Source organism: Azotobacter vinelandii CA (assembly GCF_000380335.1).
Classification (GTDB): domain Bacteria; phylum Pseudomonadota; class Gammaproteobacteria; order Pseudomonadales; family Pseudomonadaceae; genus Azotobacter; species Azotobacter vinelandii.
The window spans coordinates 928790-954418 of record NC_021149.1 but is presented as its reverse complement, the minus strand read 5'-3'; the positions used below and the strand labels follow the sequence as shown (position 1 = coordinate 954418).

Below are 25629 nucleotides of genomic sequence, written 5' to 3'. Positions count from 1 at the left end.
GCCTGCATGTCCGACGTCACTTCCACCCCCATGGTCGCCATCATCGGCGGCGGACCGGCCGGCCTGATGGCCGCCGAGGTGCTGAGCCGGGCGGGCCTTGCCGTCGAGCTGTACGAACGCATGCCCTCGGTCGGGCGCAAGTTCCTGCTCGCCGGGATCGGCGGGATGAACATCACCCACGCGGAGGCGCACGAAGCCTTCCTGTCCCGCTACGGCACGCGACGCGCGGAAATCGGACGGCTGCTGGAGGAGTTCGACGCCCAGGCGTTGCGCCAGTGGGTGCACAGCCTGGGCATCGACACCTTCGTCGGCAGCTCCGGGCGGGTATTCCCCGCCGACATGAAGGCCGCGCCGCTGCTGCGCGCCTGGCTGCGGCGCCTGCGCGAGGCCGGCGTGCAGATCCACACCCGCCACCGCTGGCTCGGCTGGGACGCCGATGGCGCCCTATGCCTGGCCACTGCGGCGGGCGAGCGGCGCATCCGGCCCGCCGCCACCCTGCTCGCCCTGGGCGGCGGCAGTTGGGCGCGGCTCGGCTCGGACGGCGCCTGGGTAGCGCTGCTGGAGGCGCGCGGCATAGCGGTCACGCCCCTGCGCCCGGCCAACTGCGGCTTCGATGTGGCCGGCTGGAGCGCGCACCTGCGCGAACGCTTCGCCGGCGCGCCGTTGAAGAACGTCGCCCTGGGCCTGGACGACGGGCCGGCGCGGCAAGGGGAGTTCGTGCTGACCGCCGGGGGAATCGAAGGCAGCCTGGTTTATGCGCTGTCCGCGACGATCCGCGACAGGATCGAGCGCGAAGGCGGCGCCACCGTTTTCATCGACCTGCTGCCGCGGCACGCGCCGGCCAGGGTGCTCGCCGCCCTGCGCAAACCACGCGGCTCGCGCTCCATGGCCAGGCACCTGCACGGCCAGCTCGGCCTCGACGGGATCAAGGCCGCGCTGCTGCGCGAACTGGCGCCGGCCGCCGCCTTCGTCGAGCCGGAGCGGTTGGCCGGGCTGATCAAGGCATTGCCGCTCGAACTGGTGCGCCCGCGCCCGCTGGACGAGGCGATCAGCAGCGCCGGCGGCGTGCCTTTCGAGGCACTGGACGAAAACCTGATGCTGCGCGAGGCGCCGGGAACCTTCTGCGCCGGCGAGATGCTCGACTGGGAGGCGCCGACCGGCGGCTACCTGCTCACCGCCTGCTTCGCCGGCGGCCGGGCCGCGGCCCACGGGCTGCTGCGCTGGCTGGGATACCGATAGGAAAGCGCACCGGACCGGCCTACTTCTTCCTGTCCGGCGGCGTACTCAGATTGGGCATCTGGCGTACCGCTTCCACTGCCGGCCGGGCCTTGTCGTCGAGCCGGTCGCCGAATTTGGGGGCCGGTTTCTGCCTGGGCTGCTTCGGCTTGCTCAGGATGACGCCACCCAGGGCGGTTTCCGGCACCCGGTGCTCGGGGCTGAAGTCGGGCTCCTCGCGGCGCGGCAGCAACTGGCGGATCAGCGCCTCGATGGCGGCCAATTGTTCGACCTCGTCGGCGCAGACCAGCGAGATCGCCTCGCCGCTGGCACCGGCACGGCCGGTACGGCCGATGCGGTGCACGTAGTATTCGGGGGCGACCGGCAGATCGAGGTTGACCACCAGCGGCAGGCCCTGGATGTCCAGCCCGCGGGCAGCCACGTCGGTGGCCACCAGCACCTGCAGCTCGTCGGCCTTGAACTGCTCCAGGGCGCGCAGGCGCGCCGGCTGCGGCAGGTCGCCGTGGATCGCGCCGGCCCGGTAGCCGCGCTGCTGCAGTTCCTCGGCCAGCCGCTCGACGCCCTTGCGGGTGCGCGAGAACACCAGCACCTGCTCCCAGCGCTCGCGCTCCAGCAGATGCAGGAACAGCTCGGCCTTGCGCTTCTTGTCCACCGGGATCATCCACTGGGCGACGCTCGGCGCCGCCGAGTTGGGCGCGCTGATCTCGATGGTCAGCGGGTCGCGCAGCAGGCCGGTGGCGATCTGGCGGATCTCCTCGGAGAAGGTGGCCGAACACAGCAGGGTCTGGCGCTGCGCCGGCAGCAGGACGAACAGTTCTTCCAGCTCGCGGGAGAAGCCCAGGTCGAGCATGCGATCGGCCTCGTCCAGCACGAGGATCTGCAACTGGTCGAAGCGTACGGCGTTCTGCCGGTACAGGTCGAGCAGCCGGCCGGGCGTGGCCACCAGCACGTCGATCCCCGGACGCAGCAGCATCATCTGCGGATTGATGCTCACCCCGCCGTAGGCCACCGCGGTCCGCAACGGCAGCTCCATGCCGCAGGCACGGATGGTCCCATGGACCTGCTCGGCCAGTTCGCGGGTCGGCACCAGCACCAGCGCACGCACCGAGTTGGCGGCGGCCGGCGATCCCTCCAGGGTCAGCCGCTGCAGTACCGGCAGGGCGAAGCCGGCGGTCTTGCCGCTGCCGGTCTGCGCCGCCACCAGCAGGTCGCGGCCGGCCAACAACGCGGGAATCGCCTGGCGCTGCACCGGCGTGGGCAGGATGTAACCGAGTACGGGCAAAGTCCGCAGAAGAGGCTTGATCAAGCCAAGATAGGCAAAGGTCATGACAGGCCACCAGTATGTAAAGGCGCCATCTTACCCGCAAACTTTGCAGGGTTGCTCGAAGAATGGGCAGCAAACGGGACGGCGCCGGACGAAGACGACGAAACGAAACGATTATTCCACGACCCGCCGGAACACGGGCGCAGACCCCGGCGACGGGAAGCGTGCCGGGCGCGCATGTTCATACCCTGTCCCGGCGCCGCCGGCAAGACTCCCCCCTCTCCGCCCCCCTTGCTTGCGTCCCGTCCGGCCCGGCTATTGCGCGAGCCGCGCCAGCAGCCGGGCGCGCCAGTCGTAGCCGGGCAGCATCAGCAGATGGCGGCGGCGCAACGCTCCCTGGAAGATCGCCTCGGCGATGTCCTGCGCCGAGGGCAAGCGGCCCGCCGCCTCGGCGCCGGACGGGTCGTCGCACGCCGGATCGCCGGCGCGGCCGGGACACACCAGCATCACGTTGACACCGTCCGCCGCGACCTCCAGGCGCAGCGTCTCGAACAACCCGAGCAGCGCCTGCCGGCTGGCGGCCTCGGCGCCACGGCCGGCCTGCGGCGGACCGAAGGCGGGCAGCGCCCCGGCCACGACGATCTGCCCGCGCCGCGCGAGCAGGCCGGGTAGCGCCGCCCGGGCGCAATGCAGGGCGCCGAAAAAGTTGACCTCCATGACCCGCCGGAACACTTCCGGCGCGGTGTCGCAGATGCCGCCGCAGTGATGGACGACGGCGCAGCAGGCGAGCAGATCGATGCCGCCGAAACGCTCGCCGACCAGCGTTACGGCGCGCTCCACCGCTTGCGCGTCGGTCAGGTCGCAGGGCAATCCGAGCGCCGCGCAGTTGTGATGGTCGGCCAGGTGCTCGACCAGGCTGTCCAGCGCAGTTGCATCGAGGTCGAGCAGCGCCAGGCTCGCGCCGGCCTGCGCCAGGCGTACCGCCAGCGCCCGGCCGACGTCGGAGCAGCCGCCGCCGATCAGCGCCACCTGGCGCTCGAATACCCTGCCAGCGAAGACCTTGCGATGCATGCCATCTCCTTGGGCTGGCGGAACCGATCCCGCCGAAACCTTCCAGCATAGCTCGGCGGGCCGGACCTACTGCCGCGGCCTGGCGCGGGCGGTGGGTTCGGCGATCAGCGGATCGTCCGGCCAGTAGTGCTTGGGATAGCGGCCCTTGAGATCCTTCTTCACCTCGGCGTAGGTGTTGGCCCAGAAGCTCGCCAGATCCTGGGTGACCTGCACCGGCCGGCGCGCCGGCGACAGCAGGTGCAGCTTGACCGCCAGCCGCCCGCCGGCGATACGAGGCGTCTGCGCCAGGCCGAACAGCTCCTGCAGGCGCACGGCGAGCACCGGCGGCTCTTCGGCGTAGTCGAGGCGGATGCGCGAGCCGGACGGTACGGCGATGGCCGGCGGCGCCAGTTCGTCGAGACGCTGCGGCAACGGCCAGGGCAGCAAGCCCCTGAGGATGCCGGGCAGGTCCAGCGCGGCGAAATGGCTGAGCCGCGAGACCTGCCCCAGGTACGGCGCCAGCCAGTCCTCCAGGCTCGCCAGCAGGGCCGCGCCGGACAGGTCCGGCCAGTCGCTTTCGCCCTTTTCCGCCAGATCGAGGCGACGCAGGAGCGCCACCCGCGCCTGCCACTGGCGCAGTTCGGGCGTCCAGGGCAGCAGTTCCAGGCCCTTGCGCCGCACCAGGCCGAGCAGCGCCCGGCCGCGCGCCGCCTCGTCGAGCCCCGGCAGCGCCCGACGCTCCAGCACCAGCTCGCCGACCCGCCGCTGGCGCTCGGCGCGCAATACGCCCTCGCGCTCGTCCCAGTCCAGTTCGTCGCGCACGCTCACCTGTTCGGCGAGCACTGTCTCGAACAGTGCCGGGTCGAGTTCGGCGGCCAGATAGATGCGTTCTTCGCGCTGGCCCTGGCGGCTACCCAGTTCGGCGACCACCAGCCATGCGTGCTTCATCAGCGCATCCGGCTCGGCGAACAGTGCGGCGCGGCCGTTGGCCAGGCGGTACTCGCCACCGCCGGGGCGGCGCTGGCAGGCGATGCGGTCCGGATAGGCGAAGGCCAGCAGCGCCCCCAGCCAGCGCGGATGCGCGGGATCGGCGACCGCCTCCTGCCCCCCCTTCGGCAGCAGCCCACGGTACTGGCGGGCCAACTGGCGGGCGCGCTGCATGCCGCCCCGGGCGCCGCGCCCGGCCCGCTCCGTGCCGCCGAGCAGGGCCAGCCGGCTGTGCAGGTCGGCGCCGGCGCCGCGCAGGATGTCTCGCTCGCCGAGCAGCGCGGCGACGTCGCAGGCCAAATCGCCGAGGCCCAGCGCCTGGCCGCGCAGCAGAAGGTGGGCGATGCGCGGATGCGCCGGCAGTCCGGCCATGGCCTGGCCATGGGCACTCAGGCTGCCGTTGGGAGCGAGCGCGCCGAGCCGCGCCAGCAGTTCGCGGGCCTGGGCGAAGGCGGCCGCCGGCGGTGCATCGAGCCAGGCCAGTTCGGCCGGTTCCACGCCCCAGCGCGCCAGTTGCAGGGCGAGCCCGGCGAGATCGGCCTGGAGAATCTCCGCGTCGTCGTGGGCGGGCAGTTGTTCGTGCTGCGCCTGCGACCACAGCCGGTAGCACACGCCCGGCTCCAGGCGCCCGGCACGGCCGGCGCGCTGGGTCGCCGAGGCGCGGGAGATGCGCTGGGTGTCCAGGCGGGTCATGCCGCTGCCGGGGTCGAAGCGCGGCACCCGCGCCAGTCCCGCGTCGACCACCACGCGCACGCCGTCGATGGTCAGGCTGGTCTCGGCGATGTTGGTGGCCAGCACCACCTTGCGCGTGCCGGCCGGGGCCGGCTCGATGGCGGCGCGCTGGGCGGCCAGGTCCAGTTCGCCGTGCAGCGGGCAGAGCAGGATGCCGGCGCGCCCGGCCAGGACCTCGCCGAGCTGCTCGTGGAGGCGGCGGATCTCCGCCTGGCCGGGCAGGAACACCAGCAGGCTGCCGGACTCATCCTCCAGCGCCTGCAGCACCGTCTGCAGGAGCCGCGGCTCGATCCGTTCGCCGGGCGGCAACGGGCGCCCCCAGCGGATCTCCACCGGATACATGCGCCCCTCGCTGCGCACCAGCGGCGCATCGTCCAGCAGCGCGGCGAGCCGTTCGCCCTCCAGGGTGGCGGACATCGGCAGCACCCGCAGCGGCGTGTCGCGCAGCAGGGCGCGGCCGTTGAGGGTCAGCGCCAGGGCCAGGTCGGCGTCCAGGCTGCGCTCGTGGAACTCGTCGAAGATCACCAGGCCGACGCCCTCCAGCGCCGGGTCGTCCTGCAGGCGGCGGGTGAGGATGCCCTCGGTGACCACCTCGATGCGCGTGCGCGGGCCGACCCGGCTGTCCAGGCGGATGCGGTAGCCGACCGTCTCGCCGACCGTCTCGCCCAATTCGGCGGCCAGGCGCTCGGCGGCGGCCCGCGCGGCCAGCCGGCGCGGTTCGAGCATCAGGATGCGTTGCCCTTCGAGCCAGGGCTCGTCGAGCAGGGCCAGCGGCACGCGGGTGGTCTTGCCGGCGCCGGGCGGCGCCTCGAGCACGGCCTCGTGGCGCAGGGACAGGGCCTCGCGCAGGGCGGGCAGGACGGCGTCTATGGGTAGCGGATTCATCGGTCACTCCACGGCAGGGCGCCGATTATAGGGGGCATGGAGCATGGACGCCTGTCATGCCGGCCTTGCTATAGTTCCCGCCCCCAGACCACCTTCAGGACAGCTTCATGCACCTCCGGACCCGCATTCTGGGCGGCCTGCTGGCCGTCGCCCTGACCACCCAACTGAGTGCCTGCGGCAGCATCTTCTTTCCCGACCGGCGCGGCCAGATCGAGGGTCAGATCGACTATCTGGTCGCCGGCCTGGACGCCATCGGCCTGCTCTTCTACGTGATCCCCGGGGTGATCGCCTTCGCCGTCGACTTCACCACCGGCGCCATCTACCTGCCGCCGGGCGAAAGCTATTCGGTGGCGCCACAAACCCTGCGCCGCAGCATCGGTGCCGATGGCCGCATCGACCCGGCGCGGCTCAAGACGCTGATCGAGCGGGAAACCGGTCGCCGCCTGCCGGCGGGCGAGCCGCGCCTGATCCAGCGCGATTCCGGCCCCGGACGTCTGGCCGCCGCCGGCCTGCTGCCGTCCGCCTGAAGCTCCGCCTGCGCAGTGCCCTGCTATGATGCCGCCCGCTCCCACAGTCGCCACGAAGATCCCCTGCCGATGAAGACCCCGCAGGAACAGGCCCGCCTGATGCGCCTGGCCAGCACCGCCGCCCTGGCGGTGGCCATCGGCCTGGCACTGGCCAAGGCGGTCGCCTGGTGGCTGAGCGGCTCGGTCAGCCTGCTCGCCGGCCTCACCGACTCGCTGCTGGACGGCGCCGCCTCGCTGATCAACCTGCTGGCGGTGCACTACTCGCTGCGTCCGGCGGACGACGACCACCGCTACGGCCACGGCAAGGCCGAGGCGCTGGCCGGTCTCGGCCAGTCGGTGTTCATCGGCGTCAGCGCCCTTCTGGTCGGCGTGCAGGGCATCGACCGCCTGCTGCACCCGCAACCGCTCCATGCGCAGACCCTGGGAATCGTCGTGATTCTGCTGTCGCTCGCGGCCACCGCCGGCCTGCTGCAGTTCCAGCGCCGCGTGGTGCGGGCGACCGGCTCCACGGCGATCCGCGCCGACTCGCTGCACTACCGCTCCGACCTGCTGCTCAACGCCAGCATCCTGCTCGCCCTGCTGCTGGTCAATCTCGGCCTCGGCGAGCTGGACGCGCTGTTCGGCATCGGCATCGCCGGCTACATCCTGTGGAGCGCCGCGCAGATCGGCCATGAGGCGGTGACCGTGCTGATGGACACCGAGCTGCCCGCGCAGGTGCGCCAGCGCATCGCCGAACTGGCCGGCGACGTGCCCGACGTCATGGACGTGCACGACCTGCGCACCCGCATCTCCGGTACCCGCTGGTTCGTCCAGTTGCATGTGCGCCTGCCGGGCGAAATGTCGCTGACCGAAGCCCACCGCCGCACCGTAGCGGTGGAGCGGGCGATCCATGCGGAATTCCCGCGCGCCGAGGTGCTGGTCCACACCGACCCGCCGCAGGACGAAGACTGAAAAGGAAAACGGGAGGACAGGCCAGCGCCTGTCCTCCCGTTTTCGCTCCGTCCGTCGTCGGCGAGAGTCTCGCCGCCTTCCCGCGCTGCCCGGTCGGCGGCGCATGCCCGGATGCCGCGCGACCCGGTAAGATCGCGCGGCGCCGGAGCGCCTGGTTGGGCGCGCCGGGTGGACCAGATGTCCGGGCCTCGAAGTGGGGAAAAGAATAAACCCGCGAATCCGGCAGAGGATTGCGAACATTGCCCGATGAACTACGACTTGCGCAATCAGTCATCAGGAAAGCAAGATAATCGGCAATCTTTTCACACAGGCCATCCGCCATGGGCAAACTCGACCGCTACGACCTGCGCATCCTCGCCGAACTGCAGCACGATGCCCGCCTGTCCAACCAGGAGCTGGCCGAGCGCATCGGCCTGTCGCCCTCGCCCTGCTCGCGGCGGGTCAAGCAACTCGAGGACGACGGCTACATCCTGCGCCAGGTGGCCCTGCTCGACCGCAAGCGGCTCGGCCTGACCCTCACCGCCTACGTGCTGATCGGCATGGACCGGCACACCCCGGACCGCTTCGAGCATTTCGAGGCGGTCATCGGCAAGTGTCCGGAGGTACAGGAGTGCAGCCTGGTCACCGGGATGGACGCCGATTACCAGTTGAAGGTGGTGGTGCCGGACATGGACAGCTACCAGCAGTTCCTGCTCGGCACCCTGACCCGCATCGAGGGCGTTGCCAGCGTGCGTTCGAGCTTCGTCCTGCGCCAGGTGCAGTCGAGCACCGAGCTGCCGCTGGAACACCTGCGCGCCTGAGACGGAGCCGACTCCGCTATACTCGTCGGCCTTCTCCGTAAGCCCCGCAGGAGGTCGCAGTGGAACCCGAAGTGTTCGAAGAGTGGATGATGATCGGCCTGGTCGGCGGTCTCATCCTGTTCATGGCGTTCATCGTCTGGGATCTGGCGCGCAAATCCAACGCCGGCCGCCTCGGCACCCTGGTGCTGTTCTTCGCCCTCGGCCTCGGCGTGCTCGGCTTCGTCATCAAGACCCTGGTGATCGGCAGCCTGGAAGGTTTCTGAGCACCCCGCCCCTCACAACCGCGCCGGCGCCTCCCGCCACTCCCCCGGCGCCAGACCGTCCACACTCCAGGGGCCGATGCGCACCCGCACCAGGCGCAGGGTCGGCAGGCCGACCGCGGCGGTCATGCGCCGCACTTGGCGGTTGCGCCCCTCGCGGATGGTCAGCTCCAGCCAGGCGGTCGGCACGCTCTTGCGAAAGCGCACCGGCGGGTCGCGCGGCCAGAGTTCGGGCGCATCGAGCCGGCGCACCTCGGCCGGGCGGGTCGGGCCGTCGTTGAGCGTCACCCCCTCGCGCAGGCGCTGCAGTTGCGCCTCGTCCGGCTCGCCTTCCACCTGCACCCAGTAGGTCTTGGCCAGCTTGTGCCGGGGATCGGCGATGCGCGCCTGCAGGCGGCCGTCGTCGGTCAGCAGCAGGAGGCCCTCGCTGTCGCGGTCCAGGCGGCCGGCCGGATAGACGCCGGGGACCGGGATGAAGTCCTTGAGGGTCGCCCGCCCGTCGCCGCCGCGAAACTGGGTGAGCACGTCGAACGGCTTGTTGAACAGGATCAGCCGCGGCGCGGCCTGTGGCGCCTCGGGCGGTCCCGGACGGCGGGTTGGCGCCTGAGCGGCGGGCCGGCGGGGAGCGGGACGGGCTGGGCGGGCCATGGCGGGTTCACCGGTTCGAAGGGGCGCCCATGCTAGGGGCGCCACCGGCCTCCGGCAAGCCTCAGCCCTCGCCGAGCAGGAAGTTGCCCGGCCCCGAGCCGGCGCCGTCCAGCCGCGCCACCTCGGCCTCGTCCTTCAGCTCCACCCCGGAGAGCCGGCGGCGGCAGGCCTCGCGCATCAGGTAGAGCAGCTTGTGGGCGGCCATCGCATAGCTCAAGCCTTCCGGGCGCACGTTGGAGATGCAGTTGCGCGCGGCGTCGGTGAGGCCGACGCGCGGCGCGAAGGTGAAGTACAGGCCCAGGCTGTCCGGCGAGCTGAGACCGGGGCGCTCGCCGATGAGGATGACCGTCATCCGCGCGCCGAGCAGTTCGCCGATCTCGTCGGCCACCGCCACCCGGCCCTGTTCGACCAGACTGATCGGCGCCAGCGACCAGCCCTCGGCCGGCAATCGCTCCAGCAGGCAGTCGAGCAGCGGCAGGGCGTGGCGCTGCACGGCCAGCGCCGACAGCCCGTCGGCGACGACGATGGCCAGATCCCGGCCGCCGCCGTGCTCGGCGTGCCAGTCGCGCAACCGCGTGGCGCACTCCGGCCGCAGGCGACGCCCCAGGTCGGGGCGCTGCAGGTAGGTGTCGCGGTCCCGCGCGGCGCTGCGCAGCAGCAGGCCGTCGAGACCGCGCCGGCGCAGCCCGTCCTGCAGGGCGGCGGGCTCGAACGGCAGGTGCACGGCGTCGCGCGCCTGGGCGTGGGCGAACTGGAAGGCCAGATGCGCCGCGGTCGGCAGGCTGGCGCCGGCGCGGCCGAGGGCGATGCGTGCCGGGGTGAGGCGACGCAACTGCTGCCAGGGATTTTCGGTGGCGGGGGATCTGTCGGACATGTCGACCTCGAAACGGGCTGATTCTCTTCCCAAGACTCGCGTAGGGTGGATGGCCACCCCGTGTAAAACCGCACAGCGTTTTCCACCGCAGGCTTCTCGATGACCGGCTGGTGGAAAAGACCTGCGGTCGTTTTCCACCCTACACATGTACGCGCTGCGGCTCAGGACAAGCGCGCCAGCGCCGGGCGGAAGGCCGCCGGCAACTCGTCGCCGAGGACCAGCCGGCCGCCGTCCTGGCGCAGGATGCCCATCCGCGCGAGCCATTCCTCGAACTCCGGCGCGGCGCGCAGGCCGAGGGTCTGCCGGGCGTAGAGGGCGTCGTGGAAGGAGGTGCTCTGGTAGTTGAGCATCACGTCGTCGGAACCCGGCACGCCCATGATGAAGTTGACCCCGGCCACGCCGAGCAGGGTCAGCAGCATGTCCATGTCGTCCTGGTCGGCCTCGGCATGGTTGGTGTAGCAGATGTCGCAGCCCATCGGCAGGCCGAGCAGCTTGCCGCAGAAGTGGTCCTCGAGACCGGCGCGGACGATCTGCTTGCCGTTGTAGAGGTATTCCGGGCCGATGAAGCCGACCACGGTGTTCACCAAAAGTGGCCGGAAGCGCCGCGCCACGCCGTAGGCGCGCGCCTCGCAGGTCTGCTGGTCGACGCCGTGGTGGGCGTTGGCCGACAGCGCGCTGCCCTGGCCGGTCTCGAAGTACATGAGGTTGTCGCCGAGGCTGCCGCGCTTCAGGCCGAGGCCGGCTTCGTAGCCCTCGCGCAGCAGTTCCAGGTCGATGCCGAAGCTGGCGTTGGCCGCCTGGGTGCCGGCGATGGACTGGAACACCAGGTCGACCGGCAGGCCGCGCTCGATGGCGGCGATCGACGAGGTGACATGGGTGAGCACGCAGGCCTGGGTGGGGATCTGGTAGCGCTGGATCACCGCGTCGAGCATCTTCAAGAGTTCGCCGATCGCCTCCAGGCTGTCGCTGGCCGGGTTGACGCCGATCACCGCATCGCCGTTGCCGTAGAGCAGCCCGTCGAGGACGCTGGCGGCGATGCCCGCCGGATCGTCGGTGGGATGGTTGGGCTGCAGGCGGGTGGAGAGCCGTCCGCGCAGCCCGAGGCTGTTGCGAAAGCGTGTCTGCACGCGGATCTTCTGCGCCACCAGCACCAGGTCCTGGACGCGCATCAGCTTGGATACCGCGGCGGCCATCTCCGGGGTCAGCCCCGGCGCCAGGGCGGCCAGCGTCGTCTCGTCGGCTTCGGGGCCGAGCAGCCAGTCGCGCAGGCCGCCGACGGTGAGATGGGCGACCGGGGCGAAGGCGACGGCGTCGTGGCTGTCGAGGATCAGCCGGGTGACCTCGTCCGCCTCGTAGGGGATCACCGCCTCGTTGAGGAAGTGCCCGAGCGGCACCTCGGCCAGCGCCATCTGCGCCGCCACCCGCTCGGCGTCGCTCTGTGCCGCCACTCCGGCCAGATAATCGCCGGAGCGCGCCGGACTGGCCTTGGCCAGCAGTTCGCGAAGACTGTCGAAGCGCCAGGTCTGGCCGCCGACGGCATGGGCAAAACCGCTCATGGGAACCCCCTCCCGGAAAAAGGTCGTGTGCGGAAACCTTAGGGCCTGTCGACGCCTGGGCGCGAGCCGCGTTGCCGCGCAACCCGCAGGGACGGGTCCCGTTTGGCGCAGCACGGCGTCGCTCGTCGTTCATTTGGAATGACCAAACTTCTCTCCTCGTTCCTTGTTCTGCGCCAAACGGGCCTCCGTCGCGGCCTACGCCCAAACGTCGACAGGCCCCTGCGCCCCTCGTCCCGACGGGACGCCTTGGCGCTATTGAAGCAGACCCGCCGCGGCCGGCCTACCCGCGACGAGCGGAGCAGCCTAGAGCGGCCCTCGGCGCCACGCTACACTGGCCGCTCCTCGACCACGGCAGATCCCGATGAACGCGCCCTCGGCCCCCGTCCCGTTCAGCCCCGTCTGGCACGCCGAGCTGGACCTCGCCTACGCCCGCGCCGGCGATGCCACGCGCCCGGTACGGCGCCGCCACGCGGGGCCGCTGCGGGTGCAGAAACATCTCTACCCGGAAGGACCGCGAGTCTGCCAGCACATCCTCGTGCATCCGCCGGGCGGCATCGCCGGCGGCGACCGCCTGGAGATCGCCGCCGAGGTCGGCAGCGGCGCCTGGGCGCAACTGACCAGCCCCGGCGCGGCCAAGTGGTACCGCGCCGCCGCGCCGGCCACCCAGCGGCTGCGGCTGCGCGTGGCGGCCGGCGCCACCCTGGAATGGCTGCCCCAGGAAACCATCGTCTACTCCGCCGCCCAGGCCGAGCTGGCCACGCGGATCGAACTGGAGGGCGACGCCCGGCTGTTCCACTGGGACATCGTCGCCCTCGGCCGCCCGGCCAGCGGCGAGCGCTTCGCCGCCGGCCGCTACCGCGCCGCCCTGGACATCCGCCGCGACGGCCGCCTGCTCTGGCACGAGCGCCAGTGCCTGGACGGCGGCGACGGCCTGCTCGACTCGCCGGTCGGCCTGGACGGCGCGCCGGTGTTCGCCACCCTGCTGGCCAGCGGCGAGATCGACGCCGAACTGCTGGCGCGCTGTCGCGAACTGCCCGGACGGGTGCGCGGCGACCTCACCCAACTGCCGGATCTGCTGGTCGGCCGCTGCCTGGCCGACCAGGCACTGGACGCCCGCGCCTGGCTGATCGATTTATGGCGCCTGCTGCGCCCCGCCCTGCTCGGCCGCGACGCCCTTCCCCCCCGAATCTGGAGCACCTGAATGGATCTGACCCCCCGCGAGAAAGACAAGCTGCTGATCTTCACCGCCGGCCTGCTGGCCGAGCGGCGCCTGGCCCGCGGCCTCAGGCTCAACCACCCGGAAGCAGTGGCCTACATCTCCGCCGCCCTGCTCGAGGGCGCCCGCGACGGCCACACGGTGGCCGAGCTGATGCACATCGGCACCACCCTGCTCAGCCGCGACCAGGTGATGGAGGGCGTGCCGGAAATGATTCCGGAGATCCAGATCGAAGCCACCTTCCCCGACGGCACCAAGCTGGTGACCGTGCACCAACCGATCGCCTGACAACTTCCTCTCCCTCCGCGAGAGGGGCGGGCCGAGGGGCGAACGCCACCTCCGGCCCGGATACCGACACAGGAGTCCCCATATGATCCCCGGCGAATACCAGATCCAGGACGGCGAGATCGAACTCAACGCCGGCCGCCGCACGCTGACCCTGAACGTGGCCAACAGCGGCGACCGGCCGATCCAGGTCGGCTCGCACTACCACTTCTTCGAGACCAACGACGCCCTCGTCTTCGACCGCGCCCTGGCCCGCGGCATGCGCCTGAACATCCCGGCCGGCACCGCAGTGCGCTTCGAGCCGGGGCAGAGCCGCGAGGTCGAGCTGGTCGAGCTGGCCGGCCTGCGCCGCGTCTACGGCTTCGCCGGGCGGGTGATGGGCGAACTGTAGCCGTCCCTCCCCATACCTTTGCGTAGGGTGGAAAACGCCGCAGGCTTTTCCACCGCTCACGGAAAACGCGGTGGACAAGCAGAGCGTTGTCCACCCTACAGACAGGAACGAACGCCATGAAAATCAGCAGACAAGCCTACGCTGACATGTTCGGCCCCACGCTCGGCGACCGGGTGCGCCTGGCCGACACCGAGTTGTGGATCGAGGTGGAGCAGGACTTCACCGTCTACGGCGAGGAAGTGAAGTTCGGCGGCGGCAAGGTGATCCGCGACGGCATGGGCCAGGGCCAGTTGGAGAGCGCCGCGGTGGTCGACACCCTGATCACCAACGCGCTGATCCTCGACCACTGGGGCATCGTCAAGGCCGACGTCGGCCTCAAGGACGGGCGCATCGCCGCCATCGGCAAGGCCGGCAACCCGGACATCCAGCCGGGGGTGACCATCGCCGTCGGCGCCGCCACCGAGGTGATCGCCGGCGAGGGCATGATCCTCACCGCCGGCGGCATCGACAGCCACATCCACTTCATCTGCCCGCAGCAGATCGAAGAGGCGCTGATGAGCGGCATCACCACCATGATCGGCGGCGGCACGGGACCGGCCACCGGCACCAACGCCACCACCGTCACGCCCGGTCCCTGGCACATCGCGCGCATGCTGCAGGCCGCCGACGCCTTCCCGATGAACCTGGGCTTCACCGGCAAGGGCAACGCCAGCCTGCCGGGCCCCCTGGCCGAGCAGATCGAAGCCGGCGCCATCGGCCTCAAGCTGCACGAGGACTGGGGCACCACCCCGGCGGCCATCGACAACTGCCTGTCCGTGGCCGACCGTTACGACGTGCAGGTGGCGATCCATACCGACACCCTCAACGAGTCCGGCTTCGTCGAGACCAGCCTGGCCGCCTTCAAGGACCGCACCATCCACACCTACCACACCGAGGGCGCCGGCGGCGGCCACGCGCCGGACATCATCAAGGCCTGCGGCCTGCCCAACGTGCTGCCCAGCTCGACCAACCCGACCCGGCCGTTCACCCGCAACACCATCGACGAACACCTGGACATGCTGATGGTCTGCCACCACCTCGATCCGAGCATCGCCGAGGACGTGGCCTTCGCGGAAAGCCGCATCCGCCGCGAGACCATCGCCGCCGAGGACATCCTCCACGACCTCGGCGCCTTCAGCATGATCTCCTCGGACAGCCAGGCCATGGGCCGGGTCGGCGAAGTGATCGTCCGCACCTGGCAGACCGCCGACAAGATGAAGAAACAGCGCGGCCCGCTGCCCGAGGACGTCGCCGGCCACGACAACTTCCGCGTCAAGCGCTACGTCGCCAAGTACACCATCAACCCGGCGATCACCCACGGCATCAGCCACGAGGTCGGCTCGGTGGAGGTCGGCAAGTGGGCCGACCTGGTGCTCTGGCGGCCGGCCTTCTTCGGCGTGAAACCCTCGCTGATCCTCAAGGGCGGCGCCATCGCCGCGAGCCTGATGGGCGACGCCAACGCCTCCATCCCCACCCCGCAGCCGGTGCACTACCGGCCGATGTTCGCCAGCTTCGCCGGCTCGCGCCACGCCACCAGCATCACCTTCGTCAGCCAGGCGGCGCTGGCCGCCGGGGTGCCGGAACGACTCGGTTTGCACAAGCGCATCGGCGTGGTCAAGGGCTGCCGGAACGTGCGCAAGAAGGACCTGATCCACAACGGCGCCACCCCGACCATCGAGGTCGATCCGCAGACCTACCAGGTCAAGGCCGACGGCCAGTTGCTCTGGTGCGAACCGGCCGAGGTGCTGCCGCTGGCGCAGCGTTATTTCCTCTTTTGACCCCTCCGCCTCCGTCGACCGGTGCTGATGTCTTACGGATATCATCGCCGGCGGCGACAATCGCCCTGCCAGACACGTCCCAGGCGCCTGGCGGCGACTCGCACGATGTCTCCAGCCACGGGACAAAGCCGGGGTCGCGCGATATCGGGAGCGGGTCGGAACGAGCGAATGGGTTGAGCCCGACGGTCGGCTTCAGGATACTGCGCGGCGCCATGCGTTAAGCTGGCCACGAAATGACCACCCGAAGCGTCGTACAGGACGGCCGTCGAGAGCAATAAGGAGCCAACCCTTTGAAAAAACGAAGCGATCTCATCTGGACGCTGATCGGTCTCGTGGCGGTAGTGCTGTCCTGTTTCCTGCTTTACCGCGAACTGCGCAACATCTCCCTGGATGACATCGCCGAAAGCCTGCGGGCGATTTCCGTCAGCAGTTGGCTGATGGCCGCGCTGGCCACCTGCGGCGCCTACTGGGCGCTGGCCTGGTACGACCGCATCGCCGTCGCCCACCTGGGCAAGTGCATCTCCTGGCGCTTCATCACCCTCTGCTCCTTCACCACCTATGCCCTGGCCCACAATATCGGCGCCTCGGTGTTCTCCGGCGCCATGGTGCGCTACCGCGCCTACCGCACCAAGGGCCTGTCGCCCCACGAGATCGGCATCCTCATCGTCTTCTGTTCCCTCACCTTCGCCCTCGGCGCCCTGCTGACCAGCGGCTGCGTGCTGGTGCTGCAACCCTCGCTGATCCAGCGCGTGGCCGACCTTCCCGCGCAGTTCTCGGTGACGATCGGCTGCACCTTCCTGGCGCTGGTGGCCCTCTACGTGCTCGGCTCGTGGCTCCAGCTCAAGCCCTGGACCCTGGGCAAGCTGCACATCGAGTACCCGAGCCTGCCGATCGTCGGCCGTCAGTTGCTCGCCGGGCCGCTGGAGCTGCTCTGCGCCGCGGCGATCATCTATTTCGCCCTGCCGGCGGAAAACAATCCCGGCTACCTGGTGGTGCTCGGCGTGTTCCTCGCCTCCTTCTCCCTGGCCCTGCTATCGCACGCCCCGGGCGGCCTCGGCGTGCTCGAGGTGACCTTCCTGGCCACCCTGCCAGAACTCGATCCGGCGGACGTGCTGGCCGCGCTGGTCGTCTTCCGCGGCCTCTACCTGCTGCTGCCCTTCGCCCTGTCGCTGCTGGTGGTGCTGGGCTTCGAGTGGAAACAGTGGCAGATCCGCCGCAACGCCGTCGGCGACAACAACTGAAGCGGGCGCGGCAGCGGAACGCCCCTCTTGAAACCGGAAAATCCGGATACATATCCATTCCCGTGCCGGATGCCAGGCTCCGCGCGGCCTGCAGGGCTATGCTTCGCGCAGGGTCCGGACGGGACACTGGCCAAACCGCGGAGGATCGACCATAGTCGGCCCCGCCCTCGGCAACACTTGATCAGGAGTAATCCAATGCTCGATTGGCTGAAAAGCAACACGGCTGCTGCACGCGAGAAACTCGCCACCGAAGTGGCCAAGTTCCGCAACCGTGAATTCATGGAAGCCGTGGTCGCCGGCTGCGCGCTGGTGGCGGCCGCCGACGGCAGCATCAGCAGCAGCGAAAAGCAAAAGATGATCGGCTTCATCCAGAACTCGAACGAACTCAAGGTGTTCGATCTCCAGGAAGTCATCAAGGCCTTCACCGACATCTGCCTCAAGTTCGAATTCGACGCCGAGATCGGCCGCGCCGAGGCGCTGCGCACGGTCTGCAAGCTGCGCGGCAAGGAAGACGCCGCCCGCCTGCTGGTGCGCGTCTGCTGCGCGATCGGCAACTCCGACGGCAACTTCGACGAAGGCGAGCGCGCGGTCTGCCGCAGCATCTGCGCCGAACTCGGCCTAGCCCCGGCCGACTTCGGCCTCTGAGCCCCTCCCCTGGCGGTCGGCGGCCGGCGGCAGCGCCGCCCGCCGCTGCACCCAGACCGACAGCACCCCGCTGGCGATGACGATGGCGATGCCCAGCAGGGCGACGCCGTCCGGCACGTGGTCGAAGGCGACGGCGCCGACCAGTACGGCGAAGACGATCTGCGAATAGGTGAAAGGCGCCAGGGTCGCGGCACTGGCGTAGCGGTACGCATGACTCAGCAGCAGGTGCCCGGACATGGCCACGCCGCCCATCCCGGCCAGCAGCAGGCCGTCGTGCGAATCGGGCGTCTCCCAGTAGAAGGGCACCAATACGCTCATCAGCAGGGTGCCCACCAGGCTGGAGAGAAAGTTGCAAGTGACCGGATCGTCGCTCTCGCTGAGACGCCGGGTGAGCAGCATGAAGGTCGCCAGGCAGAACGCCGCTCCCAGCGGCAGCAGGGCCGCCGGGGTGAACAGCGCGCCGCCCGGCCGCACGATGACCAGCACGCCGAGCAGGCCGAGGACCACCGCGCCCCACTGCCCGCGGCTGACCCGTTCGCGCAGCAGCGTCGCCGACAGCCCGGTGATGAACAACGGTGCGAGGAACAGCACCGCGGTCGCCTCGCCGATGGGGATGTGGCGCAGGGACGAGACGAACAGCAGGCTGACCGCGACCAGGCACAGCCCGCGGATCAGTTGCAGCACAGGATGGCCGGTGCGGACGATCGACAGCCCCCGGCGCGGGCCGAACAGCAGCAGCATCACGAGGCTCTGCGACAGGTAGCGTGCCCAGACCACCAGGATCAGCGAGTGGCTCAGGGCCAGGTATTTGGCGATGCCGTCATGGCTGGCCAGCACCAGCCCGGCGGCGAGAATCAGCAATATCCCGTGGAACGGATGGGAGGCGGTATTCAAGGACGAATCCTCGGCAGGAAACGGACGGAAGGGGAAGGAACGAAAGCAGCCTAAGCGTTATGCTCGATAAGCATCAAGCGCAAAAACCTTCGTATGCCATTGCAGCGAACGCAACGAACCTCTGGCTTTTTGACACGACTGGGCCTGACCACCGTCGCAGGGCTATCCTGTGGCTTTTCGCGGGGTATCGGTTCGAGGCGGGAGCGCTTGGCTGCCCGACCGGAGACAGGGAGAACGCGATGATCGGCAGGAACAAACCGCTGCTGGCGCTGTTCGCCGGCATGGCCGTGACGGCACAGGCCCAGGTGCTCGAACGCGAACTGGGCGACTTCGAACTGAAGCTGGGCTCGACGCCGAGCCGCAGCATGGCCCAGGGGCTGGTGCAGCAGGAACAGGCCGGCACCTTCTACGGCGGCCTGGACCTGACCCACCCGAGCGGCTGGTACCTGGGCAACTGGTCGCCCAGCGCCGGCGTGCTCAGCCCCAATCAGATGGAGCTGAACTCCTACCTGGGCTACAAGCGTCCCTCCGACGATACCCTGGGCTACGAGTTCGGCCTGATCCGCTATACCTTCCCGCGCCTGCAGGAACAGGACCGGCACGAGCTGTATGCCGGCATCAGCCTCGAGAACAGCCGCCTGGGCACCGCCTGGAGCCTGGCCTCGGAGCGTACCGACGGTACCCTGCTGCTCGACCTGGACCTGCTGCACCCGCTGAACCTGGACATGAGCGTGAAATACGCCAACCACGCCCTCGACCGGCCGGTGTACCTGTCCGACGGCGCCAGCGTGCAGCGCTTCAACGACTGGTCGCTGAACCTGTCGCGTCCCTGGGCCAGCCTGCGGGTCGGCGTCACCTACAGCGGCTCGGACCTGCGCGGCACCGGCTGCAGCGCCTATTCGGGCCAGAACGCCCGCTGCGACGACTCGCTGACGCTGAAGCTGGAACATCCGCTGTTCTGACTCCCCGTCCCCGCCGAAGACGGCCGCAGCGGGTGGCGTCGAAACGGTACGGCCCGATTGAACACGAAACGCATAAAAAGACATCACACATGCGCCATTGATAGCGAAAAAGTGTTCAATATTCTCGCAAGGGAAGGTTCCGATGCCCCGCATCGGGACTCTTGCATTCCCCATGAACCAGCGAGCCCTGCCGAATGAACCAAGCACGAACGCTCTACGACAAGCACATCGACTCCCATACCCTGTGCCCGCTCGACGACGACGGCCACGTACTGCTCTACATCGACCGTCAGGTGCTCAACGAATACACCAGCCCGCAGGCCTTCAGCGGGCTGCGCGAGGCCAGGCGCGGCGTCTGGCGCCCGGAAACGGCGCTCGCCGTGGTCGATCATGTCAATTCGACCGCCCCCCTGCGCAGCGCCGCCATGCCCGACGCGGGCGGCGCCCGCCAGGTGTCCTACCTGGCCGAGAACTGCCGCGACTTCGGTATCGAGCTGTTCGATGCGCTCGACGAACGCCAGGGCATCGAGCACGTGGTCGCCCCGGAACAGGGCTTCGTCCTGCCCGGCATGGTGGTCGCCGCCGGCGACAGCCACACCACCACCTATGGTGCCCTGGGCGCCTTCGGCTTCGGTATCGGTACCTCGGAGATCGAGCACCTGCTGGCCTCGCAGACCCTGGTCTACAAGCGCCTGAAGACCATGCGCGTGACCGTGGAAGGCGAGCTCGGGCCGGGCGTGGCCTCGAAGGACATCATCATGGCGCTGATCGAAAGGATCGGCGCTTCCGGCGCCACCGGCTACGCCATCGAGTTCGCCGGCCCGGCCATCGCCGCGCTGAGCGTCGAGGCACGCATGACCGTCTGCAACATGGCCGTCGAGGCCGGTGCACGAGGTGCCTTCATGGCCCCGGACGACAAGGTCTTCGCCTATGTGAAGGACAAGCCCCGCGCGCCCAAGGGCGAGCACTGGGAGCGGGCCCTGGCCAAGTGGCGCGAGTTGAAGAGCGACGAGGGTGCCTCGTTCGACCGCGAGGTGACGCTCGACGCCGCGGCCATCCAGCCGATGGTCACCTGGGGCACCAGCCCGGACCAGGCCGCCCCCATCGGTGCCCGGGTGCCCGATCCGGCCGCCGAGGCAGACCCGATTCGCCGCCGGGACCTGCAGCGCGCTCTGGGCTACATGGGCCTCGAACCCGGCCAGCGGCTGGAGGGGATCGCCATCAGCCATGCCTTCGTCGGTTCCTGCACCAATGCCCGTATCGAGGACCTGCGCCAGGTCGCCGAAGTGGTCAGCGGACACCGGGTCGCCGCCGGAGTACGGGCGATGATCGTGCCCGGCTCCAGCACAGTGCGGGCGCAAGCCGAGGCCGAGGGACTGGCGGAGATCTTTCTCGCCGCGGGTTTCGAATGGCGCCAGTCCGGCTGCTCCATGTGCCTGGCGATGAACGACGACGTGCTGGGCGCCGGCGATCGCTGCGCCTCCAGCACCAACCGCAACTTCGAAGGGCGCCAGGGCGCCGGTGCGCGCACCCACCTGATGAGCCCGGCGATGGTCGCCGCCGCCGCCCTTACCGGTCGCCTGACCGATGTCCGCTCGCTGTCCCCGGAGGCCTGAAGCATGCAACCCTTTCTCACCGTCGGCGGCAAGGCCGCGCCCCTGCTCGCCGCCAACGTCGATACCGACGTGATCATGCCCAAGCAGTTCCTCAAGGGCATCGACCGCAGCGGCCTGGACCGCGGGGTATTCTTCGCCCTGCGCTTTCTCGAGTCCGGCGCCCCGAACCCGGAGTTCATCCTCAACCGGAGCCCCTGGCAAGGCGCGAAGTTTCTGGTGGTCGGCCCCAACTTCGGCTGCGGCTCGAGCCGCGAGCATGCGGTCTGGGGCCTCAAGCAACTGGGTATCCGCGCGCTGATCGGCACCAGCTTCGCCGGCATCTTCCATGACAACTGCCAGCGCAACGGCGTGCTCACCGTCAGGCTGGAAGAGGACGAACTGCGCGAGCTGGGCCGGCTGGTCGGCCAGCCGGAAAGCAACCGGATCTCCGTCGATCTGCCGGCCCAGCAGATCCACCTGCAGGACGGCCGGACCATCGGCTTCCGGATCGACGCGCTGCGCAAGGAGGCGCTGGTCCAGGGACTGGACGCCATCGGCAGCACCCTGCAGCGGGCCGAGCAGATCCGCGCCTTCGAACGTCGACACCTGCAGGAAAACCCCTGGCTCGCCTGAGCCCTTGCCCATGAACCGCGCGCCGTCCCCGGCGCTGCGGTTTGCAGTGCGCTGCCGGTAACGCCGTCTACAGGGCACATCCATTCGCTTGGAGTCGGTCAGCCTGGACAGCACCATCGTCAAGGTGCATCCCGATGGCACGGGCGCACGAAAAAAAACGGGGCCCAATCCATCGGGCGCTCCCGAGGGGGCTGGACCACCAAAGTTCATTTGGCTGCCGCGGATGATCGCCGCGTCCTCGCCTTCTCCCTGACCCCCGGGCAAGCCGGGGATGGCCCTGCCGGTCGGGCGCTGATGCGCACGCTGGCGCGACCCGAAGGGCATTGCCACCTGATCATGGACTGTGCCTATCAGGGGGACGACACGCGGCAATTGGCCCTGGAGTTGGGCTTCGATCCTGTCGTGCCGCCCAATCCCCAACGACTGCAGCCATGGGAATATGATCGGCAGGTCTACAAGAAGCGCAATCAGGTCGAATGATCTTGCCCCGCCTCAGTGGACACCCCGTTAAGCGATACACTGCAACGAGGTGATCCATGGCAAGGCAAGCAAGCCCGATGAAACCAACCCGTATCCGCCACTCCCAAGCCTACAAGGACGAAGCGCTGGCCTTGGCCGAACGGATTGGCGTCAGCAAAGCGGCCGAACAACTTGGGCTGCCCCCCTCCCAGCTCTATGGCTGGCGGAGCAGGAAACAGCAGGCCCAGACCAGCAGCGAGCGCGAGCAGTTGTTGGCCGACGAAAACGCCCGCCTCAAACGGCTGTTGGCCGAACAGTCCGAGGAGTTGGCCATCGTAAAAATCTATGGTCACCCCCGTTTTTGCAATAGTGATCAGCGATGAGTATTGGGCTTGCCTAAATCTATCCGGCGTCCGTTTGGAGCATGCTCCGCGCCACGATGAGAGTCGCGCCTGGCGATCCTGAAAAAGTCGGCGGCTTCGAAAGCCGATTTTTACGCCAGGTTTTTCGCCAGGCCGGTGGGCCGTTCACGTCATCGCTTGTCCAGCTATCGCAAAACCTGGAAGGTGTTCGGGGTACTGCGCAACGGCAAGGTCAGGCCGCCGAGGCGTCTGGCCCCGCTTCGAACTGCGTGTGGTTGGCCGCGATCGACCAGGCGATGCGAGCCAACTTGTTGGCCAAGGCGCAGGCGACCACGTTCGAGTGGCGGCGACTGCGCAGGGCGCGTACCCAGTCGGCCAGGGCGCCGCGCTGATGCTCCAGTCGTTGCAGGTAAACCCTGGCGCACTGGACCAGCAGTTGCCTGAGCCTCTTGTCGCCGCGCTTGCTGATGCCCAGTAGCCTGGCTTTGCCACCGGTGCTGTACTGCCTGGGCACCAGACCGACGGACGCGGCGAAGTCCCGGCTGCATCCGTATTGCCTGCCATCGCCTATTTCGGCAGCCAATAGGCTGGCGGTGATGGGGCCGATGCATGGGATGGTCAGCAAGCGGCTGCCCAGGTCATCGCTCGCGAGCTGGCCTGCAACCTCCTTGTCCAGTTCCCTGATCTGTTTGTCGAGGTAGTCGAAGTGCGCGTGCAGGCGCTGCAGCAGCAGGCTTAACCGAACAGGCAGTGGCCGCTCGCTCAGGACACCGGGCAGGCGCCTCATGACTGCCAACCCTTTGGGCAGACTGACTCCGAACTCCAGCAGAAAACCATGCATCTGATTGGCGGTTTTGGTCCGATCCCGCACCAGGGATTCCCGCATGCGATGCAGGACCGAGAGCGTCTGCTGGGCCTCGGTCCTGGGCGTCACGAAGCGCATTGAGGAACGTGAAGCGGCTTCGCAGATCGCTTCGGCATCCACGAAGTCGTTCTTGTTGCTCTTGACGAAGGGCCGGACGAATTGCGGGGAGATCAGCTTGGCCTGATGCCCCAAGGCCATCAGCTCCCGGGCAATGAAATGGGAGCCGGCACAAGCCTCCATCACCACGGTGCAAGCCGGGAGGTTGCCGAAGAACCGCATCATCTGCTGACGCGACGACTTCCTGCGAAAGACCTCTCGGCCGATCTTGTCTTGTCCGTGAAGATGGAAGCTGTGCTTGCCGAGGTCGATTCCTATCAGTGCCACGTCGCTCATGGTGATGGTCTCCAAAATGAAACACCCTGCGAAAGCATGGCCCTCGCAGGGTGTGGGGGTGACCATCTCATTAAGCCGCCGCGTACTTTGCCAGGAGCCTCAAGTGAAGTACGCCTTCATGCAAGCCCATACTCGGCAGTTTCCACTGAAGGTCATGTGCCGTGTGCTGGGCATTGCCCGCAGCGGCTACTACGCCTGGTGTTCGCGCACGCTCTCGAAGCGCCGCCAGCAACAGACCCAACTGGACCGCCTGGTAGCTCAGGCCTACCACGAGCGGAAGGGGCGCAGCGGGGCTCCGCGGTTATGCCTCGACCTGAAGGCGTCGGGCCTGCCCTGCAATCGCAAGACCGTGGCTGCTTCGATGCGACGCCAGGGACTGCGGGCCAGGGCTGCCAGGAAGTTCAAGGCCACCACGAATTCCAGGCACTCACTACCGGTGGCGGACAACCTGCTCCGGCAGGACTTCACGGCAGCGGCGCCCAACCGGAAGTGGGTGGGCGACATGACTTACCTGCGTACGGAAGAAGGCTGGTTGTATCTGGCCGTGATCATCGACCTGTACTCGCGCAGGGTGATCGGCTGGGCCATGAACGAGCGCATGACGGCCGAGCTGGCCTGCGATGCCCTGCGCATGGCCCTGTGGCGGCGCAAGCAGCCTCAAGGCGTGATCGTGCATACGGATCGAGGCAGCCAGTACTGTTCGGCGGCCTATCGGGAACTGCTTCGTGCCCATCGGCTGCGCGGCAGCATGAGCGCGAAGGGCAATTGCTACGACAACGCCTGTGCCGAAAGCTTCTTTCACAGTCTGAAGGTCGAGTGCATCCATGGGGAACGCTTCGGTACGCATGCCCAGATGCGTCAAACCGTGTTCGAATACATCGAAACCGACTACAACCGCCAGCGTCGTCATAGCACACTGGGATACATCAGTCCGGAAGCCTTCGAGGCCCGGATGAGTGCTTAAACCTGTGTCCACGAGGGCTGGGCAAGATCAACCAGGGCCGCGAGACCATCGATGGATTTTCGGAAATTGACCAGCTTGGGATAGAGGTAGACTCTTTCGACCTTGGCGTCGGGATGCATCATGGCCACTGGCTCCAGAAAATAACGGGAGCACAGCATCGTCGGGTCTGTACCTCATTTGAAGGCGGGTTCATGGATCACATACTTTTCCTGCATCCACTTCGGCCGGTTTCTGCTTGTTTCGGCGGGCAGGTTGGGCATGCGGCGCCTCGTCAGTGCACACGTCCTCTCGCTCGACTCAGGATGAAACTCATTGTCTTCCCGCAATTGCTCGTTTTTATCAGCAGAACACCGCACTACCGAATGCCCCGAAGCAGGACTTGCAGAGCCATTTGGCTGAAAGGCGTCCCCTCTGGCAGACGCCCTTTCAAATCCCCTCCCCTCAACCAACCTGCTCAGGCTGCACGACAGCGGCCAGTTCGATGGTCGTGGCCACCGGTGCGGCGAAAAGGAAATCCTCGGCGGAAAGAAGAGTTCATTATTGATCGCTCTTATATTTGCTTACGCAAGAGAGCTTGACCATATACAAACATCAAATTAACTCATCAAAGCATATCATTTTACCGAGACTCCTTACTCGTGCTGATTTATAATTTGCAGCTTATAGAAATACAAAAGAAACAATGTTACACACAAGATAAGCGTGAAAATCAATAGTGACCACTCTGGAATGGAGAGACTCAGTAATGTCCAGGTAACCTCTGCGCAGTCAACACTACCAGAAAATATAAGCTGTAATGAGTCGATGACCGGAAATGCCTCAATCATGTAGCTTAGTCCAGGCAAACAGCCACCCAAAGACTCTGCAGGTAGGTAAGTAATCCAAACGTGTCTTCCGGCAACAATTGCTCCTACTAGTAACCATAGAATTGTTGACAACAACCAATAAGACTTCGGCCAAAACACGAAGGCCACAAGACCGAGTGCAGATAGTAAAAAAAATACCCTCTGAATTATGCAGAGTGGACAGGGCTCCAATAATAAATAGTACTCCAAGTAAAAAGCAAAGCATAAGGAAAAAATCATAATTACCGAGCAGCCAGCCGAAACAAATCGAAAATACAGCATCATTAATTTA

The 25629-nt window shown here is 68.0% G+C and carries 23 protein-coding genes and 3 pseudogenes; 17 read left to right on the top strand and 9 right to left on the bottom strand.

Annotated elements, in window-relative coordinates; all coding sequences use genetic code 11:
* Window positions 1-6 precede the first annotated feature (6 nt).
* The gene (locus AVCA_RS04510) at window positions 7-1239 is read left to right on the top strand and encodes a TIGR03862 family flavoprotein (protein WP_012699657.1); all 1233 of its coding nucleotides are present in this window, start codon (window positions 7-9) and stop codon (window positions 1237-1239) included.
* Window positions 1240-1258: 19 nt separating this feature from the next.
* Here the strand turns inward: AVCA_RS04510 and AVCA_RS04505 are convergent, their stop codons facing one another.
* The 3 genes from AVCA_RS04505 to hrpB form a co-directional block, all read right to left on the bottom strand.
* Window positions 1259-2563, bottom strand: a complete 1305-nt coding sequence (locus AVCA_RS04505; protein ID WP_012699656.1) for a DEAD/DEAH box helicase — start codon at window positions 2561-2563, stop codon at window positions 1259-1261.
* A 252-nt stretch (window positions 2564-2815) separates the two neighbouring features.
* Window positions 2816-3571 (bottom strand): SDR family oxidoreductase, encoded by a 756-nt coding sequence (locus tag AVCA_RS04500; protein WP_012699655.1) that lies wholly within the window; start codon window positions 3569-3571, stop codon window positions 2816-2818.
* A 66-nt stretch (window positions 3572-3637) separates the two neighbouring features.
* Window positions 3638-6154, bottom strand: coding sequence for an ATP-dependent helicase HrpB (gene hrpB / locus AVCA_RS04495; RefSeq protein ID WP_012699654.1), 2517 nt, complete (start codon window positions 6152-6154; stop codon window positions 3638-3640).
* 107 nt (window positions 6155-6261) lie between these two features.
* On the opposite strand from hrpB, the gene AVCA_RS04490 reads away from it, so the two are divergent.
* The 4 genes from AVCA_RS04490 (at window position 6262) to AVCA_RS04475 (ending at window position 8695) form a co-directional block, all read left to right on the top strand.
* Window positions 6262-6681 (top strand): hypothetical protein, encoded by a 420-nt coding sequence (locus tag AVCA_RS04490; RefSeq protein ID WP_012699653.1) that lies wholly within the window; start codon window positions 6262-6264, stop codon window positions 6679-6681.
* Between the two features lie 69 nt (window positions 6682-6750).
* Window positions 6751-7632 (top strand): cation diffusion facilitator family transporter, encoded by an 882-nt coding sequence (locus tag AVCA_RS04485; protein WP_012699652.1) that lies wholly within the window; start codon window positions 6751-6753, stop codon window positions 7630-7632.
* 320 nt (window positions 7633-7952) lie between these two features.
* Window positions 7953-8432 (top strand): Lrp/AsnC family transcriptional regulator, encoded by a 480-nt coding sequence (locus AVCA_RS04480; protein ID WP_012699651.1) that lies wholly within the window; start codon window positions 7953-7955, stop codon window positions 8430-8432.
* 59 nt (window positions 8433-8491) lie between these two features.
* Entirely contained in the window at window positions 8492-8695 is a 204-nt protein-coding gene (locus AVCA_RS04475) for a DUF2788 domain-containing protein (RefSeq protein ID WP_012699650.1), read from the top strand.
* A 12-nt stretch (window positions 8696-8707) separates the two neighbouring features.
* On the opposite strand, the gene AVCA_RS04470 is transcribed toward AVCA_RS04475, so the two are convergent.
* The 3 genes from AVCA_RS04470 to AVCA_RS04460 form a co-directional block, all read right to left on the bottom strand.
* On the bottom strand, window positions 8708-9340 hold the full coding sequence (locus AVCA_RS04470; protein WP_012699649.1) for a pseudouridine synthase: 633 nt from the start codon (window positions 9338-9340) through the stop codon (window positions 8708-8710).
* Window positions 9341-9401: 61 nt separating this feature from the next.
* On the bottom strand, window positions 9402-10214 hold the full coding sequence (eutC, locus tag AVCA_RS04465; RefSeq protein WP_012699648.1) for an ethanolamine ammonia-lyase subunit EutC: 813 nt from the start codon (window positions 10212-10214) through the stop codon (window positions 9402-9404).
* Between the two features lie 161 nt (window positions 10215-10375).
* On the bottom strand, window positions 10376-11770 hold the full coding sequence (locus tag AVCA_RS04460) for an ethanolamine ammonia-lyase subunit EutB (protein ID WP_012699647.1): 1395 nt from the start codon (window positions 11768-11770) through the stop codon (window positions 10376-10378).
* A 361-nt stretch (window positions 11771-12131) separates the two neighbouring features.
* On the opposite strand from AVCA_RS04460, the gene AVCA_RS04455 reads away from it, so the two are divergent.
* The 6 genes from AVCA_RS04455 to AVCA_RS04430 all read left to right on the top strand — a co-directional run bounded on the left by AVCA_RS04455 (window position 12132) and on the right by AVCA_RS04430 (window position 17365).
* The gene (locus AVCA_RS04455) at window positions 12132-12971 is read left to right on the top strand and encodes an urease accessory protein UreD (protein WP_012699646.1); all 840 of its coding nucleotides are present in this window, start codon (window positions 12132-12134) and stop codon (window positions 12969-12971) included.
* Window positions 12972-13274: an urease subunit gamma gene (locus AVCA_RS04450; protein WP_012699645.1), complete on the top strand. Its 303-nt coding sequence runs from the start codon at window positions 12972-12974 to the stop codon at window positions 13272-13274.
* 82 nt (window positions 13275-13356) lie between these two features.
* A complete protein-coding gene (locus AVCA_RS04445) occupies window positions 13357-13662 on the top strand; it encodes an urease subunit beta (protein ID WP_012699644.1) in 306 nt (101 codons plus the stop codon).
* Between the two features lie 116 nt (window positions 13663-13778).
* A complete protein-coding gene (ureC, locus tag AVCA_RS04440; protein ID WP_012699643.1) occupies window positions 13779-15479 on the top strand; it encodes an urease subunit alpha in 1701 nt (566 codons plus the stop codon).
* Window positions 15480-15769: 290 nt separating this feature from the next.
* Window positions 15770-16720: a lysylphosphatidylglycerol synthase transmembrane domain-containing protein gene (locus AVCA_RS04435; RefSeq protein ID WP_012699641.1), complete on the top strand. Its 951-nt coding sequence runs from the start codon at window positions 15770-15772 to the stop codon at window positions 16718-16720.
* Between the two features lie 195 nt (window positions 16721-16915).
* Complete coding sequence (locus tag AVCA_RS04430; protein WP_012699640.1) at window positions 16916-17365, top strand: tellurite resistance TerB family protein; 450 nt, start codon at window positions 16916-16918, stop codon at window positions 17363-17365.
* Here the strand turns inward: AVCA_RS04430 and AVCA_RS04425 are convergent.
* Window positions 17339-18259 (bottom strand): DMT family transporter, encoded by a 921-nt coding sequence (locus tag AVCA_RS04425; protein WP_050764356.1) that lies wholly within the window; start codon window positions 18257-18259, stop codon window positions 17339-17341. The genes AVCA_RS04430 and AVCA_RS04425 overlap by 27 nt on opposite strands.
* Before the next feature lie 239 nt (window positions 18260-18498).
* Between AVCA_RS04425 and AVCA_RS04420 the strand changes: the two genes are divergently transcribed.
* From AVCA_RS04420 to AVCA_RS04400, 5 genes and pseudogenes are all read left to right on the top strand, one after another.
* Complete coding sequence (locus AVCA_RS04420; RefSeq protein WP_012699638.1) at window positions 18499-19221, top strand: TorF family putative porin; 723 nt, start codon at window positions 18499-18501, stop codon at window positions 19219-19221.
* Between the two features lie 194 nt (window positions 19222-19415).
* Window positions 19416-20837, top strand: a complete 1422-nt coding sequence (gene leuC / locus AVCA_RS04415; protein ID WP_012699636.1) for a 3-isopropylmalate dehydratase large subunit — start codon at window positions 19416-19418, stop codon at window positions 20835-20837.
* Window positions 20838-20840: 3 nt separating this feature from the next.
* Window positions 20841-21449 (top strand): 3-isopropylmalate dehydratase small subunit, encoded by a 609-nt coding sequence (gene leuD, locus AVCA_RS04410; RefSeq protein WP_012699635.1) that lies wholly within the window; start codon window positions 20841-20843, stop codon window positions 21447-21449.
* Window positions 21450-21531: 82 nt separating this feature from the next.
* Window positions 21532-21926 (top strand): annotated as a pseudogene (locus tag AVCA_RS24360) (transposase); the annotation flags it as partial.
* Window positions 21927-21985: 59 nt separating this feature from the next.
* Window positions 21986-22249 (top strand): annotated as a pseudogene (locus AVCA_RS04400) (transposase); the annotation flags it as partial.
* A 253-nt stretch (window positions 22250-22502) separates the two neighbouring features.
* Here the strand turns inward: AVCA_RS04400 and AVCA_RS04395 are convergent.
* Window positions 22503-23528, bottom strand: a complete 1026-nt coding sequence (locus AVCA_RS04395) for an IS110-like element ISAzvi4 family transposase (RefSeq protein ID WP_076611906.1) — start codon at window positions 23526-23528, stop codon at window positions 22503-22505.
* Between the two features lie 76 nt (window positions 23529-23604).
* Here AVCA_RS04395 and AVCA_RS04390 point away from each other — a divergent pair.
* Window positions 23605-24492: pseudogene (locus tag AVCA_RS04390) on the top strand (IS3-like element ISAzvi9 family transposase); the annotation flags it as partial.
* Between the two features lie 632 nt (window positions 24493-25124).
* Here the strand turns inward: AVCA_RS04390 and AVCA_RS23970 are convergent.
* Window positions 25125-25619: a disulfide bond formation protein B gene (locus AVCA_RS23970; RefSeq protein WP_269078200.1), complete on the bottom strand. Its 495-nt coding sequence runs from the start codon at window positions 25617-25619 to the stop codon at window positions 25125-25127.
* Window positions 25620-25629 lie beyond the last annotated feature (10 nt).